Consider the following 18,306-nt stretch of genomic DNA (forward strand, 5'->3'; position numbering starts at 1 on the left):
CTCCGATCTCTGAGTCTACGGTGCGAGGTCTATGGTGCGATCCGCAGCAGCTCGTCCAGTTCCTCGTTCATCCCCCGGGCCAGCCGGGCCAGGTCCGGTACGGCCTTCCCGTCGGCCACGAGCCCCACGTACACCTGCCCTCCGTAGGAGGAGAGGGCGATCGCGAGCGACTGGCCGCGGGCCAGCGGCGCCATCGGGTACAGCGCGCGCAGCGGGCAGCCGCCGAGGGAGAGGGAGGAGCGGGGCAGCGGCACGCTCGTCACGAGGATGTCGAAGAGCACCCGGGCCGCGTTGCCCGCGAGGGGCGCCCCGAGCCGGTGGGCGAGCGGCGGCAGGGCGTCCGCGAGGAGGGCGACGGCCCCGGCGCCCCGGGCGGGGCCCTCGGACTTGTTGCGGTCCATCGCGCCGCGCACCGCGCGGAGCCTGGCCCGGGCGTCGCCCTCGGCGACCGGCAGGCCGAGCAGGTACGCGGAGAGCTTGTTGGCCGATCCCGCCGGGCTGCCGGGCCGCCGCCGGGAGACCGGTACGAGCGCGCGCGGCGCGGCGGCGGGCAGCGGTTCGCCGCGCTCCAGCATCCAGCGGCGCAGGGCGCCGGCCACGGTGGCGAGCAGGACGTCGTTGGCGGAGCCGCCCGCGGCCTTGCGGACGAGCTGGACGTCCGCCAGGTCCAGGACGGCCGTGGCGAGGCGGCGGGTCCCGCTGGAGCCCGCGGTGAGCGCGGCGACCCCGCGGGGGTCGAACCGGCTGGCCCGTACGACGGACGCGCCGATGCCGAGCGCCCTGCGGAGGTCTTCGAGCCGGTCCCTGGCGAGCCCCGCCGCCTGCCACGGCCCCGGCAGCCAGGAGCGTGGCGGCACCGGGCGCGCCCGCCGGGCCCCCGCGGCCCGGACGTCGGCGATCTGGTCGAAGATCCCGGCGCCGATGGCGACGGCGCGCATGCCGTCCGCGAGGGCGTGGTGCATCTTCACGAGGACGGCGAACCGGCGGTCGGCGCCGGCAGGGGGCCCTCCTGCGTGCGAGGCACCAGGGCCGGTGGACGCGGCGGGACCGCTGCCGCCGCGCTCCCGGCCGCCGTCCGCCGGCGTCAGCACGTACATCTCCCAGGGCGGGACCCCGCGTTCCAGCGGGCGTTCCATCAGCTCCCCGGCGAGGAGTTCGGCCTGCGCGGCGAAGTCGCCGGGCGGGAGGGGCAGTACGCGTACGTGGCGGTGCACGTCGAAGTCCTTGTCGACCGCCCACGCCGCCCCGCCGACGGGCAGCAGTACGTCCCGTACCCGCATCCGCAGCCGGGGCACGGCGGCGGCGCGGGTGGCGAGCAGCTCGGGCACGCCTTCGCCGGGCGTGGTGCCGGGGACGGCGGTGAAGACGGCGAGCGCGCCGAGGTGCATGGGGTGGTCGGGCGATTCGAGGTGCCAGAAAGCCAGATCGAGAGGTGCGAGCAGCTCGGTGGTCAAGGGGTCCTCACGTTCCGCTCAGTTACGGTCATGATCTGCCACTTCACGTACGACTAACGACGCGTACCGCTCAATGTGACGGCCCGTCCTGGACCAGGAACTCGCTCCACACACACTTGCCGCTGCCCCGTGACTCGACGCCCCAGGCGTCCGCGAGCCGGTCGACGAGCAGCAGCCCGCGCCCGGACACCCCCGCCTCCCCGGCGTCCCTGCGCCGCGGCAGCGCGCTGGAGCGGTCCTCGACCTCGACGCGCAGCCGCCGTACGGTCCCGGCCAGGACGCGTACGGTCACGATCGCGCCGCCGTCGGTGTGCATGAGCGCGTTGGTGATCAGCTCGTCGGCGGACAGCTCGATCTCGTCGGACCGGTGGCCCGCGCCCCAGGCGCCCACCGCGGCCCGGATCATGTGCCGCGCCGACCTGAGCGCCTCGGGGTCGCCCTGGGCGACGTGCTGCTGGAGGCGGCCGCCGGTCTGCGGGGCGTGGGCGCCCCTGCGGCGCAGCAGCAGGACCGCGACGTCGTCCTCGCCGCCCCGTTCGTCCACCACCTCGCAGAGCTTGTCGGCGAGCATCTGGAGGTCGCGCGGCCCGTCGCGGACGAGGGAGGACAGCAGGCGCATCCCGTCGTCGAGGTCGGCGCCCGGCTGTTCGACCAGTCCGTCGGTGAACAGCAGCAGGGTCTGCCCCGGGTCCAGTTCGAGTGTCCTGACCGGGTAGTCGAGCTCCCCGAAGAGCGCCGAGAGGCCGAGCGGCATCCCGCCGCCCACCGGGAACCGCCGGCAGCTGCCGTCCATGCCCCTGATCATGGGATCGACGTGCCCGGCGCGGACCAGCTGGACCACGCCGGTCGTCAGGTCGGCCTCGGCGTAGAGGCAGGTCGCGAAGCGGTCGGTGTCCAGTTCGTGCAGGAAGACGGAGGCGCGGGCCATCACCGTCGCCGGGGTGTGCCCCTCGGCGGCGTACGCCCGCAGCACGATGCGCAGCTGGCCCATCACCGCGGCGGCGTGGGTGTCGTGGCCCTGGACGTCCCCGATGACGGCGCCCACCCGCCCGCCGGGCAGCGGGATGACGTCGTACCAGTCACCCCCGATGTCCCGGCCGAGGCGGGCGGACCGGTAGCGGACCGCGATCTCGGCGCCCGGGACGGCGGGGATCCGGCGCGGCAGCATGGCCTGCTGGAGGCCCTCGGCCAGGTCGTGGTCCTGCTCGAAGAGCACGGCGCGCTGGAGGCTCTGGGCGATGCTGCTGCCGAGGGCGACGAGGAGGTTGCGGTCCTCGCCGCTGAAGCCGTTCTTGTCGCCGTAGAGCAGGCCGAGGGCGCCGATGGGGCGGGCCTGCGCGATGAGCGGGAGGTACGCGGCGGCGGTGATGCCGAGTCCGCTGATGTGCGGCCACAGGTCGGGGTACGACTCGGCGAACTCCTCGGCGGACTCGATGAAGCGCGGCGTGAGCGTCCGTACGACGTCGCTCATCGGGTACGGCTCGTCGATGCGGGTGACCCGGGTGCCGGGCACGAAGGACCCTTCGGGCCCTTCCGCGACCAGGTGGATGCGGCCCGACTCGACCAGGCCCATGACCAGGCTGGTGGCGCCGAGGTGCTCCAGGCCGTGGGACTCCTTGAGGACGTCGATGACGTCCTGGACGGTCCTGGCGTGGGCGAGCGCGGCGGTCGTGCCCTCGACGACGCTGGTCTGCACCCTGCGCACCGCGTCCAGTTCGAGCCGGGCGGTGGAGTCGGCGAGTTCCTGGCTGGCGTCGCGGACCACGCCGATCACGCGATGGGGCCGGCCGCCGCTCTCGCGGCGGATACGGCCCTGGGTGTGGATCCAGCGCAGCGTGCCGTCGCGCTGCCGGACGCGCATGTAGGCGCCGTAGGTCTCGCTGCCGTTCTCCATGGCCTCGGTCGCGACGGCGTACAGCCGGATGCCCTCGCTGTACGGGATCCGGCCCCTGAGCCCGCTCGGGCGGCCGTCGTACTCCTCGGCCGTGAGGTCGAACACGGCGAGCGCCGAGCCGTCGAGGTGCAACAGCCCGCTGTCGAGGTCCCAGTCGAAGATGCCCATCCGGTTGAGGGACATGCTGAGATCCGGAGGGGCGGGCCAGTCATCAGGGAGCGACAGGGCGCCCGCTGCCCGTTCAGCCATGGAGACACTCTGTCATCATTTGTCGGATTCTTCGAGCGGTCCGGTCATTCCTGGGGGGCATCGGGGCCGGTCAGGACGTCACTGACCTGTTCCTTGTCGGGCTCGACGGGGAGCATCCCGTCGTCGCCGGTCGGGACGGGCTCCGGCTCAGGCTCCAGGGGCTGCTCCCCCGGCGGTTCCTCCGAGGGGGGCTCGGGGGGCAGGGTGTCGCCGGGCCGCAGCGTCGTGCGGGTGGGGACGCCGGACTCCCGCGGGGTCCTGTCCGGCTTCGCCGGGGCGGACGGCTCCGGAGTCGCGGACGGGCTGGCCTCGCCGGGCGGCCGTACCGCGTCGGGGTCGGTGATGTCGGCCTCGGGGCCGTACGGCGGCAGGATGTCGGGGAGCGCGTCCTCGTCCCCGTCCGTGCCGGTCCTGCGCTGCATCCATGCGACCTCGACCAGGTCGACGACGACCAGGCCGTCGACGGCCGCGTCCGCGCGGTTGATGACGACGACGCGGCCGGGGGCGTACCCCGGCCAGCGCTTGCCCCGGTTCACGACGGCGCCCCGCACGGGGACCGGCGGACGCAGCGGGTTCCCGCACGCGCAGCGCACCCGCGGCAGTCCCCGCTCGTCGACCATGACGGCGGTGCCGGCCTGGAGCACGGACTGGTACGGGGCGGCGGCGCCGTCGCGGTAGCCGTGCCCGGTCACCCGGGCGTCGGCCCGCAGGACCACCGGGGTGAGGCCGCGCAGGAAGGCCGGGACGCCGCTCCCGCCGATGCCGGCGCCCCGGGCGAAGGCGCGTGACCGCGTCCGGTCCTCGGTGAGGAAGCGGATCTGCCGTTCCACGTCGCAACTGGAGACGGAGCGGGCCGCCCCGTAGAGGCCGGGGGTCGAGCCGGGGAGGGCGCGCGCGGCGCGGACGGGCCCGGCGGAGGCCCGGGCGGCGGGCCGGCCGGCGGCGGGCGCCCCCTCGGACGTCACGGTCACGGTCGACGGGGTGAACGGGTCGCCGCCCCGGTCGCCGGCCGACTGGAAGAAGAGATCCTCGGCGCGCGGCTTCCCCGCCCCGCCGCCCCCGCAGCCCGACAGGACCAGCGCGCCCGCGGCCAGCGCGGACAGCGCGGCGAGTGGGGCGTACCGACGACGGTTGGGTGAGCGCACCGGTGTCTCCCGCCTCTTCCTCCGAAGGGTGTCCCCTCATGTCTGACGGAACCTCATCCGGCGCGCAAGCGGGGACCACCATGGGGGACCCCGGACTTGAACGCGTTCAAGGGACGACATAGGCTGCGCGCAGGAATTGAACATGTTCAAGTCTGGGGGTGGCATGAGATGTCCGTGCTGGTCAGCCTTGTCGTGATGCTCGGCATGCTGGTGATCGTGCCGGTGGGGCTGCGGCTGCTGGAGACGCCGGGCGCGCCGCCCGCGCCCGGTCTGTCCGCGCTACGCCGCCTGTGGCCCCTGCCCGCCTCGCTGGGCGCCGTCGCGCTCTGGCTGCCGCGCGGCGGGACGGCCGTCGCCCTCGCCGCCTGCTACGCGCTCGCCACCCTCGTGCTGGCGCTGCACGCCCCGCTCCGGCTGATGAGGACGCGGTCCCTGGCACCGGCCGAGATCGCCGCGCTCACCGCGCTGGTGACCCCGGCCGTGGCGGGGGTCTCGCTCGTCGCCGAGCGAGGAGGTCACGCGCTCCTCGGCTTCGGCCCGCCGGTGCTGCGGCTGACCGTCGCGCACTTCCACTTCGCGGGCTTCGCGGCCGCGCTGGTGGCGGGGCTGGTCTGCCGGGCGGTGGACGGGCGGGCCGGGCGGTTCGCCGCGCTGAGCGTCCCCCTCGGCACGCTGCTCGTCCTCACCGGGTTCTTCACCGGCGACCGGACGGAGCTGGCCGGCGCGGTCGTCCTGACGGCGGGCATGTGGACCGTGTCGCTGCTGACCTGGCGGGACATCAGGACCCGCGGCGGGACCCGCGGCGTCCGCGCCTTCCTCGCCGTCTCCGCGTGCGTCCTGCCGGTGACCATGGCACTCGCGCTGAGCTGGGCGCTCGGCGAGGCCACCGGACTGCCCCACCCCACCCTCACCTGGATGGCCGCCACCCACGGCCTCGGCAACGCCCTCGGCTTCGCCCTCTGCTCGGTCCTGGCCTGGCGACGACTCAAGGAGACCCCCGCATGAACGACCCGCTCGTGGAACCCGCCCCCGCCGACGCCCCGTTCAGCTACCCCGAGGTCGGCGCGACCCGGCTCGGCCCGCTCCCCCGCGGCTACAGCCACCTCTTCCACACCGCCAGGATCGGCCGGGGCCGCCCCGCCTTCGAGGCAGCGGGCACCGCCGTGACCACCTGGGCGATGCACCGGCGGACGGGCGCCGGGATCCGGGCCCGCTCCTCCCGCGCGCTCCCGGGCACCGCCGTCGAGGTCTCCGTGGGCGCGGCCCGCTGCGGCTGGCCGTGCCGTGCCGGGTGGTGTGGGCGGTGTACGAGGAGAACCGCACCGGCTTCGCGTACGGGACGCTGCCGGGGCACGCGGAGCGCGGCGAGGAGTCCTTCGTGGTCGATCTGCACGAGGACGGCACGGTGTGGTTCACCGTGATGGCCTTCAGCCGGCCGGCCCGGTGGTACACCAGGCTGGCGGGCCCGCTGGTGCCCGTCCTGCAACGCGCCTACGCCGCCCGGCTGGGCCGCGTCCTGGCGCGCATGGCGGCCTGAGACACGCGGACGCGGGTGTGCGGGGAGGGGCAGCGCCGCCCCTCCCCGCACACCCGCGCGTACGGACGTCGGTCCGCCGGCAGGTAAGACCGCCGGCACGTCAGGCCGCCGCGCGATCCCGGCCGCGACGGCGCACGAGCGCCCCGCCACCGATCGCGACGAGCAGCGCCGCGCCGATCGCGGTCGGCAGCACCACGGACGTGGAACCGCTCGACGCCGCCAGACCCGCCCGGTCGAGGTTGCCCCCGGCCGGACCCGTGATCTTCGACTTGACCGGCTTCGCCGGGTGCTTCGGGATCGACTTGATCGAGGAGACCGAGCCGTCCTTGCTCAGCAGCACCTGGACGTTGTTCGGGTGCTTGAAGTCGAAGGCGTTGAGGAGCGTGCCGCCCCGGACGTCGAACGAACCGTCACCGATCCGGCCGGTCTTCCAGTTGTTCTCGATGAACGAGGTGATCGACGTCTGCTCGGTGAGCGTGTGGTCGATGTGGTTCGTCTTCGAGTACGGCGAGATGACCAGCAGCGGCTGGCGCGGGCCGGGGCCGCACCGGTCCTGGTAGCCGGCCTTCGCGACGGGGCCCTGCTGGCAGGCCTTGGCGTCGGTGGGCAGGCCGTTGGAGCCCAGCGTCTTGTCCTTGGACCCGTTGAGGACCGGCGGGGTGACGTGGTCGTACCAGCCGTCCGAGTCGTCGTAGGCGACGACGATCGCGGTGTCCTTCCACTGCGCGGACTTCTGGATCTTGTTGATCTCAGTGGTCAGCCACTGCTGCTCGTCCAGCGGGTCCGAGGTGCCGGGGTGGCCGTCCTGGTACTGGCCCGCCTTGAGGAAGCTCACCGCGGGCAGCTTCTGGGCGGCCAGGGCCGCGTCGAAGTCGGTGAGGTCGTAGTTGTGGTTGGCCCGCCCCTGGTGCCCGATCTCGTCGACCGAGGCCGGCGCGAGGTGGTGCGGGTTGGAGGTGGACTTGTAGTACTCGAACGGCGAGTGGTGCGGGCTGTAGTCCTTCACAGCCGTGCCGCCCACGTTGTTGTGCGTGGTGTCGCACTTCGCGTACGTGCCCGGCGTACCGTCCCACGCGGTGCTCGGCCGGAAGCCGCCCTGGAACCAGCCCCAGGTGTCGCCCTTCTCGTTCAGCAGGTCACCGATGTTCTTGCCCTTGAGGGCCGCGAGCGCGCTGGTGCTCGTGTGGTCGCTGTCCGAGCAGTCGTCGTACGCCGGGTCGGGGTCGGCCACGACCGTGCCGACACCCTTGGCGTCCGGCGAGACCAGCACGGACGAGCTGGGGGTGGCGGTCTGCTTCGGGTTCTCGGTGCCCGAGGCCGGGTCGACCGAGATCGCCCCGTGCGTCTGGCCCGAGACCAGGTTCAGCGCGCCGGGGGTCGAGGGACCGAAGGAGGAGCTGTACGAGTTGTCGCTCAGCGTGTAGTGCTGGGCGTAGTTCCACAGCGCCGTGACGGTGTTGCCGTCGTAGTAGTCCATGACCGAGCCGGGCTCGTTGAACAGACCACCGCTGCACGTGTCGTTCTCGGTGTTCTGGACGAACTTGTCGGCCTTGCCGTTGTTGTACGCGAGCTGCTCGGGCCCGTAGTTGTGGTTCTGCGAGCAGGTCAGCGCCTGCGACGGGGTGAGCCGCTTCGGCAGGTACTGGTTCGGGTTCTTCTTCAGCAGGTTCGCGCTGGCGAGGTTGTTGACCGCCTTGGGCGTCTTCTTCGAGGCGACGAAGGGAGTGCCGTCGGTGTTCGCGGCCTTCGGGTACGTCGCGAAGTAGTGGTCGAAGGACTCGTTCTCGTCGAAGAGGACGACCACGTGCTTGATCGGGGTCGTGGTCTTCGCGCTGTTGTCCTTTGGCTGGTGGGCGGCGGCCGCCGAGGCGGGCGCCACCGAGCCGCCGAGCGCGATGAGGGCGGCGGCGGTGGCGAGCGTCGCGGCCCGTCCCGTCCCGCGCCTGCCCTGGCGCGCTATGGCTCTTGCACTGAACATCTGTCACCTATCGCTGCGTGCGCGCCCGGCCGCCCCCGTCGGACGCCCGGGTGGTGCGCGCCGTCTGTTTTGTCGTCTGCATGGTCGGATGCCTGTACGCACCAATGCGTGGCTCGACCATGTATCCGGGGTGAATGGTTGGTCAGGGAATGCAAATGTCTTTCACGCCAGGAGGGCGCGGCCCAGCCAGTCGGCGCTGTCGCGTATGCCGGGGAGGGCGAAGAAGTAGCCGCCGCCGTACGGCTTGATGTAGTCCACCAGCGGTTCGCCCGCGAGCTTCTTCTGCACGGCGGCGAACTGCCGGTCCAGGTCCTGCTGGAAGCAGCAGAACACCAGGCCGGTGTCGAGGTCGCCGTTGTCCCGTACCCCGCGGTCGTAGTTGTAGCCGCGCCGCAGCAGCCTGCTGTCCGCGGTCGCCGCGGTCCTGGGGTTGGCCAGCCTGATGTGCGCGTCCAGCGGGATGACGTCGCCCTGCGGGTCCTGGGGGTAGCGGGGCAGGTCGGTCTCGTGGCGGCCGTCCAGGGGGGCTCCGCTGTCGCGGGAGCGGCCCATCATCCGCTCCTGCTCGTGGATGGACACCCGGTCCCAGAACTCCACCATCATCCGGATCAGCCGCACCACCTGGTAGCTGCCGCCGGCCGTCCAGGCCGGCTCGCCCGCGCCGGGCCGTACCCAGACCAGTTGGTCCATGAGGCGCGCGTCCCCGGTGTCGGGGTTGGCCGTGCCGTCCTTGAAGCCCATCAGGTTGCGGGGGGTGCCGGAGGGCCGCGGCGGCGACACGAAGCCCTCCATGCGCCAGCGGACCTGCATCAGCCCGCGGGTGTGCCGGGCGACGTCACGCAGGGCGTGCGCGACGGTGTCGGGGTGGTCGGCGCAGAGCTGGAGCATCAGGTCGCCGTGGCACCAGGCGTCCTCCGGGTCGTCGTCCGGGAAGACGTCCATCGGGCGGAGCCTGCGGGGGCGGCGGGAGGCGAGGCCGAAGCGGTCGTCGAAGAGCGAGGCGCCCACCGCGACGGTCGCGGTGAGCCCGTCGGCGGGGACGACCGGGCCCAGCACACCGGAGTCGGGCAGCGGCGCGGAGATGCCGAGCGGCTCGGGGACGCCGCCCGCGGTCAGGAACCGCAGGCGTTCGGTCAGGGTGCGCAGCAGGGTGGTCAGTTCGGCGCGGTCGCGTGCGGTGACGTCGAAGGAGGTGAACACGGCGTGGCGCTGGAGGGGCGTCAGGATGCCGGCCTGGTGGGCGCCGTGGAAGGCGATCGTGTGCCCTTCCGGCCGCGCCGACACCGGCTCGTCGTCCGCGCGGGCGACAGCGCCCACTCCCCCGGCGCCGACGGCGGCCCCGGCGGCGCCCGCCACCAGGGCCCGGTGGAGGAAGGACCGCCGCCGTACGCCGGACGGGGCGGTCCCCGCGGGGTCCGCGTCGCCGTGGGGCGGGGTGAGGGTGGGGTCGGTGGTCATGAGGTCCTCCGTACGTCGAAGATGACCGCCACGGAGGCCAACTGTTCCGCCAGGTCGCCGAAGTCGGCGTCGATCCGTTCGCGGTCGGCGCGGGGCAGGGCCGTCGGCGCCCGCCAGCCGCCGCGGGACGCCAGGGCGTCCAGGTCCTTCCCGGTGGTCCGCAGTCCGCCGTCGATCCGCGGCAGCCCGGTGTCGCGGGGCGTCAGCAACGGGCGCAGCAGCGTCACGAGTTCGGCGGTGCCGTCCAGTCCGGCGCGGGCCGAGGCGAGGGAGGTGCCGCTGCCGAAGTCGGAGCGGCCCGTCAGGTCCTGCTGGATGCTGTCCTCGGTGATCTCGTGGGTGCGCAGGCCCAGGTCGAGCGGGTCCATGCGGGTGTCCGCCCACTCGCTCCGCAGGGTCCCCACGTCGGCGGCCAGCCGGTCGGCGGGACCGCGCAGCGTCTTCGCCGGCTCGCCGTGCCACAGCCCGTACTCGACCCGGTGGAAGCCGGTGAAATCCGGGTCGTGCGGGCCGCCGGGGAGCCCGGCGTCGGTGCCGTCCACGGCGGAGCCGAGGTCGCCGAACGCGCCGTACGCGCCGCCGAGCCGGACGAACGCCAGGTGCGCGGGGAGCCAGGCCTTGCGGGCGGCGGCCAGGTCGCCCCGGTCGACCGCGTCGCGCAGTGTGTCGACCCGGTCGACGACACCGCCGAACCCGCCGGCCACCCACTTCTGGTAGGCGAGGGCCACGGGGATCAGGTCGTGGTTGTTGACGGGCAGCACCGCGGGTCCGCCCCGGGCGGGTCCGGCGCTGATGCGTACGGGCGCGCCGGTGACGGCGTCGGTGTCCTCGACCAGGCAGCGGAAGGTGTAGGTGCCGCGGCCCAGGGTGACCCGGATCGGGCGGGTGGTGCCGGGCGCGAGCCCGTCCACCTCGCCGAGCAACGCGCCCGTGGTGTCGGTGAGATACACCTCGGCGGCGCTGGTCGTGTTGTTGCGTACGTCGAAGACCTGGAGTCCCGCGCGGGGGTGCTGCCAGCCCTTGCCGCAGGTCTCGGAGGCGTCGGACGCCTCGACGGCGGTGTGCGGCAACCCATCGGCGGGCGCGTCCGGCGCGTCGGCGGGGTCCGTCCGCTCGGCGACGGTACGCGGGGCGTCCGTGCCGGGGAGTGCGAGGGCGAGCGCGCCGCCCGTACCCGCCAGGGCGAGGCACACGGCGAGGGTCACCCGCCCGCGTCGGAGACGGCGGACGGACGGGGCGTCCGCCCGCGGTCCCGGGGGGACGTGGTGGAAGAGGTCACGTAGCGGCACGAAACTGGATGGTAGTTGCAGTTACCGTGGTGACCAGGGGCGACTCGGTGAAGTTCGCCCGAAGTTCAGGTGTCCGGCCGACGCCGGGGCGCCGGCCGGACGGGCGTCCCGCGACGCCCCGGCCCGTGGGCCGGCCCGGTCAGTCGATGCCGGGCAGGATGTGCGGTTCGGCGAGGTCGTCCTCGTAGCCCGCCAACCGGATGGGGGCCGACCTGGCCCACACTTCGAGGTTGCCGAGCTTCTCGGGTCTGCGGGTCGGCTCTCCGGGCTCGGCGGCCCGTTCTTCGCTCGTCTTGATGTCTGGTGTCACGGCGCACTCCTCTGTGTCGCGCAACTCTGGGACAGGGGCAGTTCCGTCGCGGTGGCGCCGTCTACTCGGGCGGGACCGCGGCCGTGGTAGTGGGCCTGTCCCCGCGCGGCCGTGAGGATGGTGTATCCCCGGTGTTGGCCGCGTGTGCCCCTCAGATTAACCAGATGAGCGGCCGTGCGCTCGACCGGGCTCACCGGAGAGTGAGGTTTCCGGCCGAACGGCCCCCTACCAGTTGGCGGGCGCGTAGTCCTTGAGGAAGCAGCCGTACAGCGCCTCGCCGCGCTCGCCGCGCACGATCGGGTCGTACACGCGCGCCGCGCCGTCGATGAGGTCGAGGGGGGCGTGGAAGCCCTCGTCGGCCAGGCGCATCTTGTCCGGGTGCGGGCGCTCGTCGGTGATCCAGCCGGTGTCGACGGCCGTCATGAGGATGCCGTCGGACTCGAACATCTCCTGGGCGCTGGTCCGGGTCAGCATGTTCAGCGCGGCCTTGGCCATGTTCGTGTGCGGGTGGCCGGCGCCCTTGTAACCACGGCTGAAAACGCCCTCCATGGCGGAGACGTTGACCACGTACGTGTGGGTCGCCGCGGCGGCGGCCATCGCCTGGCGCAGCCGGCTGATGAGGATGAACGGCGCGGTGGAGTTGCACAGCTGGACTTCGAGCAGCTCGACCGGGTCGACGTCGGAGACCGTCTGCACCCAGCTGTTGGTGTCGTGCAGGTCGGGTACGAGCCCGCCGGCGTCGATCGCGGTGCCCGCCTCGATCCTGGCGAGGGTGGCCGAGCCGCCGACGAGCGCGAGCCCGGTGACGTCCGTGGCGAACAGCGCCTCGGCGGTGCCGGAGGGAAGGACGGCCTGGGCGCCGCTGCCGAAGGCTCCGATGACGTGGGAGGCGGGCAGTTCCCCGGCCGGCAGCGGGGCGGACTCGGCGGCGAGCAGCTCGCTGTAGGCCTGCGGGGAGCGGCGTACGGTCTGGGCCGCGTTGTTGATCAGGATGTCCAGCGGGCCCTCGGCGGCGACGGAGTCGGCGAGCGCGACCACCTGGGCGGGGTCCCGCAGGTCGATGCCGACGATCTTGAGCCGGTGGATCCACTCGTCGCTGTCCTCCATCGCCTTGAAGCGGCGGATCGCGTCGGTGGGGAAGCGGGTGGTGATGGTGGTGTGGGCGCCGTCGCGCAGCAGGCGCAGCGCGATGTACATGCCGATCTTGGCCCGGCCGCCGGTGAGCAGCGCGCGGCGGCCGGTGAGGTCCGTACGGGCGTCGCGGCGGGCGCGGTTCTCGGCGGCGCAGCTCTGGCAGAGCTGGTGGTAGAAGGCGTCGACCTCGACGTAGCGGGTCTTGCAGATGTAGCAGGAGCGGGGGCGCCGGAGGACGCCCGCGATCTCGCCGGCGACGGACGACGACGGCAGCAGGCCCTGCGTCTCGTCGTCGATGCGTTCGGCGGAGCCGGTGGCGGTGGCCTCGGTGACGGCGCGGTCGTGGGCGGTCTTCGAGGCGCGGCGCTCCTGGCGGCGGCGCTGCTTCACGGTCCGGTAGATCCCGGCGGTGGCCCGGCGCACGGCGATCGCGTCGGGGTGGTCGACGTCGATCTTGTCGAGTTCGTCCAGCACGCTCAGACAGACGGCCAGCCGGTCGGGGTCGATGCCGGGGCCGTGCGTCAGGCTCTCGCCGTACGCCGGGTTGTCCTCTGTCACCGTCATCGCCGCTGCCGTTCCTCGCTCGCCCGTGCGCCCGTGCGCAGTCACTCGTGCGCAGGTCAGGAGCATACCGATGTGTCGGGTGTCAACAAAATCCCTCGGGTCACCCGGCGCTGACCCGGCCGGCGTCCGGCAGCGGGACGCGGGCCTCGAGGAAGGTGACCTTCCTGCGGAGCCGGAAGCCCAGCGATTCGTAGAGCCTGATGGCGTTGGTGTTCCTGGCGGCCGTGTGCAGGAAGGGAATGTCACCGCGCTCACGGATGCCGTGGGCGACGGCCAGGACGAGCCGTCCCGCGAGTCCCTGGCCTCGATGCGCGGCGTCGGTGCAGACCGCGCTGATCTCGGTGTGGCCGACCGGCCGCAGCCGCTCCCCGGCCATCGCGACAAGCGCCCCGCCGCGGCGGATGCCCAGGTAGGTGCCCATCTCGATGGTGCGGGGCAGGAACGGTCCCGGCTGGGCGCGCGCGACGAGGTCGAGCATCTCGGGGACGTCCTCGGTGCCGAGACGTACTGCTTCCTCGTCGGGGGCCGCGGCCACACCGTCGTCGATCATCTGCACCCCGCCGATGCTGAAAGTGATCTCCCAGCCTTCCGGCGGGGGAACCTCCAGGGCGGCCAGCCCGACGGTGTTGCCGGGCCCGGTGAGGGCGGCGACGTCCGCCCAGTCCTCGTCGTCCGGTTCGTCGGGGAGCCCCAGCCAGGGCGAGACCTCCGGCGGGTAGCGCAGCAGCCGGCCCCGCCGTTCGGCGAAGTGCGCGTGCGGCCCGGTCAGCGAGGAGTAGGCGGGGTTGTCGAGCGGGTGCGACACGGCGTTCATGCTCCGATCTCGATGACGATCTTGCCCTGGGCGTGGCCCTCTTCCACGGCGCGCAGCGCCTCGCCGGCCCGCTCCAGGGGGAAGGTCCGGGTCACGTACGGCCGCAGCGCCCCGCTCACGGCGAGTTCGGCGACCCGGTCGAGGACCTCGGCGTTGCGCAGCCGCTGCACGGGCTGTCCGCCGAGGCGGGTGACGGTCGCGTAGTCGCCCGCGGTGATCAGTTTCGTGCGGTCCTCGACCAGCTCGGCGACGGCCTCCAGGGCGGCGCCGCCGACCAGGTCGTACACCGCGTCGATCCCGTCGGGCGCCACGGCCCGTACGCGCGCGGCGACGTCGGGGCCCGGGGTGACGTGCGTGGCGCCGAGCGACTCGACGAACTCCTTCTTGCCCGCGCTCGCCGTGCCGACGACGCGCAGGCCGCGCGCGACCGCGATCTGGGCGGCGGCGACGCCCACCCCGCCGCCGATGCCGGTGATCAGGAGGGTGGCGCCCTTGGGCAGGTCGAGCTGGTTCACGCCGTCGTAGGCCGTGGCGGCGGCGACCGGCAGGGTGGCCGCGTCCGTGAAGGACAGCGCGTCCGGCTTGTGCGCGGCGACGGCGGCGGGGACGAGGGTGGACTCGATGTAGCCGCCGGTGACGGCGGAGCCGAAGACGGCGTCGCCGACCGCGAAGCCGGTCACGTCGGGTCCGACCGCCTGGACCACGCCGGCGACCTCACCGCCGAAGACGGCGGGGAACTGGGTCGGCGGGGCACCGGGGAGCTGGAAGCCGGTACGCAGTTTGTGGTCGAACGGGTTCACACCGGCGGCCCGGACGGCGACGAGCAACTGTCCGGGGCCGGGTTCCGGCTGGTCCGGCAGCTCCAGGAGTGCTTCCGTCTCGGGACCGCCGTGGCTGGTGAAGACATAGGCCTGGGTCATGGGAACTCCTCGGTTCGGCCGACGGTGTCGCGGGGCCCCGGCCCACGGGGTCGGGCCCCCACACCCATGGAAAGCGGATCACCGGACGGCTATTCCCGGGATCACACGCTGTTCATGATCCCGCAACGAAGCGCGAGGAGGGACGGACGGCGTCCCGGGCGGCGGGCGGGGTCAGGCGACGACCTGGCCCTTGCCGAGGGCGATGATGCCGTTCTTGGAGACGGTGTAGAGCGCCGCGTCGCGCTCGGGGTTGACGCCGATCGTCGCGCCGGGCGGTACGTCCACGTTCTTGTCGAGGATCGCGTTCCTGACGACCGCGCCGCGGCCGATCCGTACGTTGTCGTGGAGCACCGAGCCCTGCACCACCGCGCCCTCCGAGATCACCACCCCGGGCGAGAGGACGGAGCGGGTGACCTGGCCGCGGATGACGCAGCCGGGGCTGACGATCGACTCGCCCGCGATGCCGCCGGCCACGAAGCGCGCGGGCGGCAGCTGGGTGGAGTGGGTGTAGATGGGCCAGCGGCGGTTGTCGAGGTTGAAGGCGGGCTGGGGCGAGATCAGGTCCATGTGCGCGTCGTAGTACGAGTCGAGCGTGCCGACGTCGCGCCAGTAGCCGTGCTCGGCGGGCGTCTCGCCGGGGACGTGGTTCTCGGTGAAGTCGTACACCTGGGCCGCGCCGCGCTCGGTCAGCATCGGCAGGATGGAGCCGCCCATGTCGTGCACGGAGTTCTCGTCCTCGGCGTCCCGGTGCAGGGCGTCGACGAGGACCTTCGTCGTGAAAAGGTAGTTGCCCATCGAGGCGTAGACCCGCCCGGGGTCCCCCGGCAGACCGGGCGGGTCGGCCGGCTTCTCCAGGAAGCTGTCGACCTGGACGCCGTCGGAGGCGGGGGTGATGATCCCGAAGGAGGAGGCCTCGGCGCGGGGCACTCTGATCCCGGCGACGGTGACGCCCGCGCCGTTCTCGATGTGCTGCTGGAGCATCTGGCGGGGGTCCATGCGGTACACGTGGTCGGCGCCGAAGACCGCGATGTAGTCGGGCTGTTCGTCGTGGACGAGGTTGAGCGACTGGAGGATCGCGTCCGCGCTGCCCAGATACCAGTGCGGGCCCAGCCGCTGCTGGGCGGGGACCGGCGTGACGTAGTTCCCCAGCAGGCTGGACATCCGCCAGGTGGTGGTCACATGGCGGTCCAGTGAGTGCGACTTGTACTGCGTGAGCACGCAGATGCGCAGGATGTCCGCGTTCACCAGGTTGGACAGGACAAAGTCGACGAGGCGGTACGTACCGCCGAACGTCACCGCCGGTTTGGCCCGGTCCGCCGTGAGCGGCATCAGGCGTTTGCCTTCCCCGCCCGCCAGAACGATTCCGAGCACCGAAGGTCCACCGCGCATCGCCGCTCCCTACTCGTCCGTACTCTCAGAAGCCCTGATCGGACTTCAGCAGCTTCCGGTACACCTCGCGCGTACGGAGGGCGACCTGGTCCCAGCCGAACTCGCGTACGGCGCGCTCCCGTCCCGCTACCCCCATCGCGGCCGCCGACTCCGGATCGTCGAGAACCCGGTTGAGGGTTTCCGTGAGGGCCGACTCGAATTCGACGGGCGTTCGGGCGTGCTCGTCGTACGGCACGAGCAGGCCCGTACGCCCGTCGTCCACGACCTCGGGGATGCCGCCCACCGCGGAGGCGACGACGGCCGTCCCGCAGGCCATGGCCTCCAGGTTGACGATGCCGAGCGGCTCGTACACCGACGGGCAGACGAACACCGCGGCGTGCGTGAGCAGTTGGACGACCTCGGGGCGCGGCAGCATCTCGGGGATCCAGTGCACCCCGTCGCGGGTGCGCTGCAACTCCTCGACCAGCGCGCGGAACTCGCGCTCGATCTCCGGGGTGTCCGGCGCGCCGGCGCACAGGACGAGCTGGGCGTCGGGGTCCAGGGCGCGGGCGGCGCGCAGCAGGTGCGGGACGCCCTTCTGGCGGGTGATGCGGCCGACGAAGAGGACGTACGGGCGGTCCGGGTCGAGGCCGATCCGCTCCAGGACGTCCGTGGCCGGATCCGGGCGGTACAGGCGCGTGTCGATGCCGTTGTGGACGACGTGCACCCGGTCGGGGTCGAGTGCCGGGTACGCGGCGAGGATGTCGGCGCGCATGCCGTGGGAGACGGCGATGACGCCGTCCGCGGCCTCGATCGCGGTGCGTTCGGCCCAGCTGGAGAGCGCGTAGCCGCCGCCGAGCTGCTCGGCCTTCCAGGGCCGCAGGGGCTCCAGCGAGTGGGCGGTCATCACGTGCGGGATGCCGTGCAGCAGTTTGGCGACGTGGCCGGCGAGGTTCGCGTACCAGGTGTGGGAGTGGACCAGCTCGCGGCCGTCGAGCGCGGCGGCCATCGCCAGGTCCACCGAGAAGGTGCGCAGCGCGTCGTTGGCGCCGTCGAGCCCGGGGGCGGCGCCGTGGCGGAACACCCGGTCGCGGGCGTCTGCCGCGGGGTCGGCGCTCTCGCCCCAGCAGTGGACGTCGAGGTCCGTCAGGGACCGCAGCTCCCGGGCCAGGAACTCCACATGGACACCCGCCCCGCCGTAGACGTCCGGCGGATACTCCCGCGTCAGCAGCCCCACCCTCACGCCGTACCCCTGTCGTAGCCGCTGGTTCGAAGCAGTGCCGGTCAGCCTGCCACACGCGGTGTCAGGTGCCGACGCCAGTCATGGTCACCCGGAATCGGCCCCGGCGGAAGACCGTCGCGGGGGCCGGTCGAAGACGCAGTCCCCGCACAGCCCGCCACCCGGACACCGGTAGTGGAGACAGCAGCTCCGCCGTCGGAAGGACCCTGCCCCGTAATCACCCGTGGCACGCAGGTCCCGGTGATCGAAAAGCTCGGCGGCGAGGGTGTGGGCCCGCGCCGCCACCTCGGGGCGGCCGTGGCGGTGCCCCCAGGCGGCCAGTTCCCGGGCGGCCCCGGCGAGGGCGGAGGCCGCGTTGCCCCACAGCAGCCGGGGCGAGACGTGGCCGTCGCGGCGCAGGGCCCGGGCGAGCGGGACGAGATGGCCGTACTGCACCACCTCGCGGACGGTCGCGGCGGTGGCGGGGAGGAACCGGGGGCCGGCCAGCCAGAGGTCGTCGGGGGTGGTGAGGTCGGGGTCCCAGTGCAGCCGCCCGGGGTCCAGATCGGGCACCCCGTCCCCCAGAACGGCGCAACCGAGGGCGATCGACCAGAGGCGGGCCGCCAGGCCGAGCTGGGCGACGGACGCGGCGACCCGGCGCTCGGGCGCGCGCAGCCGGCCGGCCACCTTGTCGACGCGGGCGGAGAGGGGCGCGATGCCGCCCTCGTACACCCGGGCCAGTGCGCCGTGCGCGCCGGCCGGTGGGGTGGTGCGCAGCGCGAAGAAGCCTCCTACAGAGGCGACTTCCGCCAGATCCGTCGAGCCCATGCGTACCTCTCTCCCGTCGGCTTTCCGGTCACTCGTCGTGACGCTCCGGCCGTTCCTTCACGGACCGTGACCGCTCCCGGCCGTTCGGGCGGAGCCGGTCGGCACCCGTTTCCCCGGCGCTGACCTGCACGACCCTCTCTGGGTG

Annotated in this window: 14 protein-coding genes and 1 pseudogene; 2 read left to right on the forward strand and 13 right to left on the reverse strand. The window is 73.2% G+C overall.

The features are described 5' to 3' along the window. Positions 1–29: 29 nt before the first annotated feature. From HA039_RS03065 to HA039_RS03075, 3 genes are all read right to left on the reverse strand, one after another. Positions 30–1,454 carry a wax ester/triacylglycerol synthase family O-acyltransferase gene (locus tag HA039_RS03065; RefSeq protein WP_167023363.1) on the reverse strand — a complete coding sequence of 475 codons (1,425 nt, stop codon included), beginning with the start codon at positions 1,452–1,454 and terminating at the stop codon, positions 30–32. Positions 1,455–1,524: 70 nt separating this feature from the next. After that, positions 1,525–3,597: a SpoIIE family protein phosphatase gene (locus HA039_RS03070; protein ID WP_167023367.1), complete on the reverse strand. Its 2,073-nt coding sequence runs from the start codon at positions 3,595–3,597 to the stop codon at positions 1,525–1,527. Positions 3,598–3,641: 44 nt separating this feature from the next. Next, positions 3,642–4,742: a DUF6777 domain-containing protein gene (locus HA039_RS03075; protein ID WP_167023372.1), complete on the reverse strand. Its 1,101-nt coding sequence runs from the start codon at positions 4,740–4,742 to the stop codon at positions 3,642–3,644. Between the two features lie 168 nt (positions 4,743–4,910). Here HA039_RS03075 and HA039_RS03080 point away from each other — a divergent pair, with 168 nt between their 5' ends. Together HA039_RS03080 and HA039_RS03085 are read left to right on the forward strand one after the other, a co-directional pair. Next, positions 4,911–5,747 (forward strand): YndJ family protein, encoded by an 837-nt coding sequence (locus HA039_RS03080; RefSeq protein WP_167023375.1) that lies wholly within the window; start codon positions 4,911–4,913, stop codon positions 5,745–5,747. Then, positions 5,744–6,279: pseudogene (locus HA039_RS03085) on the forward strand (DUF1990 family protein). The gene HA039_RS03080 and the pseudogene HA039_RS03085 overlap by 4 nt, the downstream one beginning before the upstream one ends. A 100-nt stretch (positions 6,280–6,379) precedes the next feature. On the opposite strand, the gene HA039_RS03090 reads toward HA039_RS03085, so the two are convergent. The 10 genes from HA039_RS03090 to HA039_RS03135 all read right to left on the reverse strand — a co-directional run bounded on the left by HA039_RS03090 (position 6,380) and on the right by HA039_RS03135 (position 18,161). Next, positions 6,380–8,257, reverse strand: a complete 1,878-nt coding sequence (locus HA039_RS03090) for a phospholipase C (protein ID WP_167023378.1) — start codon at positions 8,255–8,257, stop codon at positions 6,380–6,382. Between the two features lie 162 nt (positions 8,258–8,419). Further along, positions 8,420–9,715, reverse strand: coding sequence for an iron uptake transporter deferrochelatase/peroxidase subunit (efeB, locus tag HA039_RS03095; RefSeq protein WP_167023381.1), 1,296 nt, complete (start codon positions 9,713–9,715; stop codon positions 8,420–8,422). After that, entirely contained in the window at positions 9,712–11,004 is a 1,293-nt protein-coding gene (locus HA039_RS03100; RefSeq protein ID WP_243869082.1) for an EfeM/EfeO family lipoprotein, read from the reverse strand. Before HA039_RS03100 ends, efeB begins: the two co-directional genes overlap by 4 nt. A 139-nt stretch (positions 11,005–11,143) precedes the next feature. Beyond that, on the reverse strand, positions 11,144–11,314 hold the full coding sequence (locus HA039_RS03105) for a hypothetical protein (protein WP_167023384.1): 171 nt from the start codon (positions 11,312–11,314) through the stop codon (positions 11,144–11,146). A gap of 225 nt (positions 11,315–11,539) precedes the next feature. Next, a complete protein-coding gene (locus HA039_RS03110) occupies positions 11,540–13,012 on the reverse strand; it encodes an SDR family NAD(P)-dependent oxidoreductase (protein WP_167023387.1) in 1,473 nt (490 codons plus the stop codon). Positions 13,013–13,112: 100 nt separating this feature from the next. Next, the gene (locus HA039_RS03115) at positions 13,113–13,826 is read right to left on the reverse strand and encodes a GNAT family N-acetyltransferase (protein ID WP_167023390.1); all 714 of its coding nucleotides are present in this window, start codon (positions 13,824–13,826) and stop codon (positions 13,113–13,115) included. Continuing rightward, positions 13,823–14,746 (reverse strand): NADP-dependent oxidoreductase, encoded by a 924-nt coding sequence (locus HA039_RS03120; protein ID WP_167023393.1) that lies wholly within the window; start codon positions 14,744–14,746, stop codon positions 13,823–13,825. Before HA039_RS03120 ends, HA039_RS03115 begins: the two co-directional genes overlap by 4 nt. A gap of 171 nt (positions 14,747–14,917) precedes the next feature. Continuing rightward, positions 14,918–16,135, reverse strand: coding sequence for a glucose-1-phosphate adenylyltransferase (gene glgC, locus HA039_RS03125; RefSeq protein WP_167023396.1), 1,218 nt, complete (start codon positions 16,133–16,135; stop codon positions 14,918–14,920). Positions 16,136–16,160: 25 nt separating this feature from the next. Beyond that, on the reverse strand, positions 16,161–17,357 hold the full coding sequence (glgA, locus tag HA039_RS03130; protein WP_243869085.1) for a glycogen synthase: 1,197 nt from the start codon (positions 17,355–17,357) through the stop codon (positions 16,161–16,163). Positions 17,358–17,441: 84 nt separating this feature from the next. Continuing rightward, positions 17,442–18,161: a (2Fe-2S)-binding protein gene (locus HA039_RS03135; protein ID WP_167023399.1), complete on the reverse strand. Its 720-nt coding sequence runs from the start codon at positions 18,159–18,161 to the stop codon at positions 17,442–17,444. Positions 18,162–18,306: the final 145 nt, after the last annotated feature.

Origin of the sequence: Streptomyces liangshanensis (assembly GCF_011694815.1) — a bacterium.
GTDB lineage: Bacteria > Actinomycetota > Actinomycetes > Streptomycetales > Streptomycetaceae > Streptomyces > Streptomyces liangshanensis.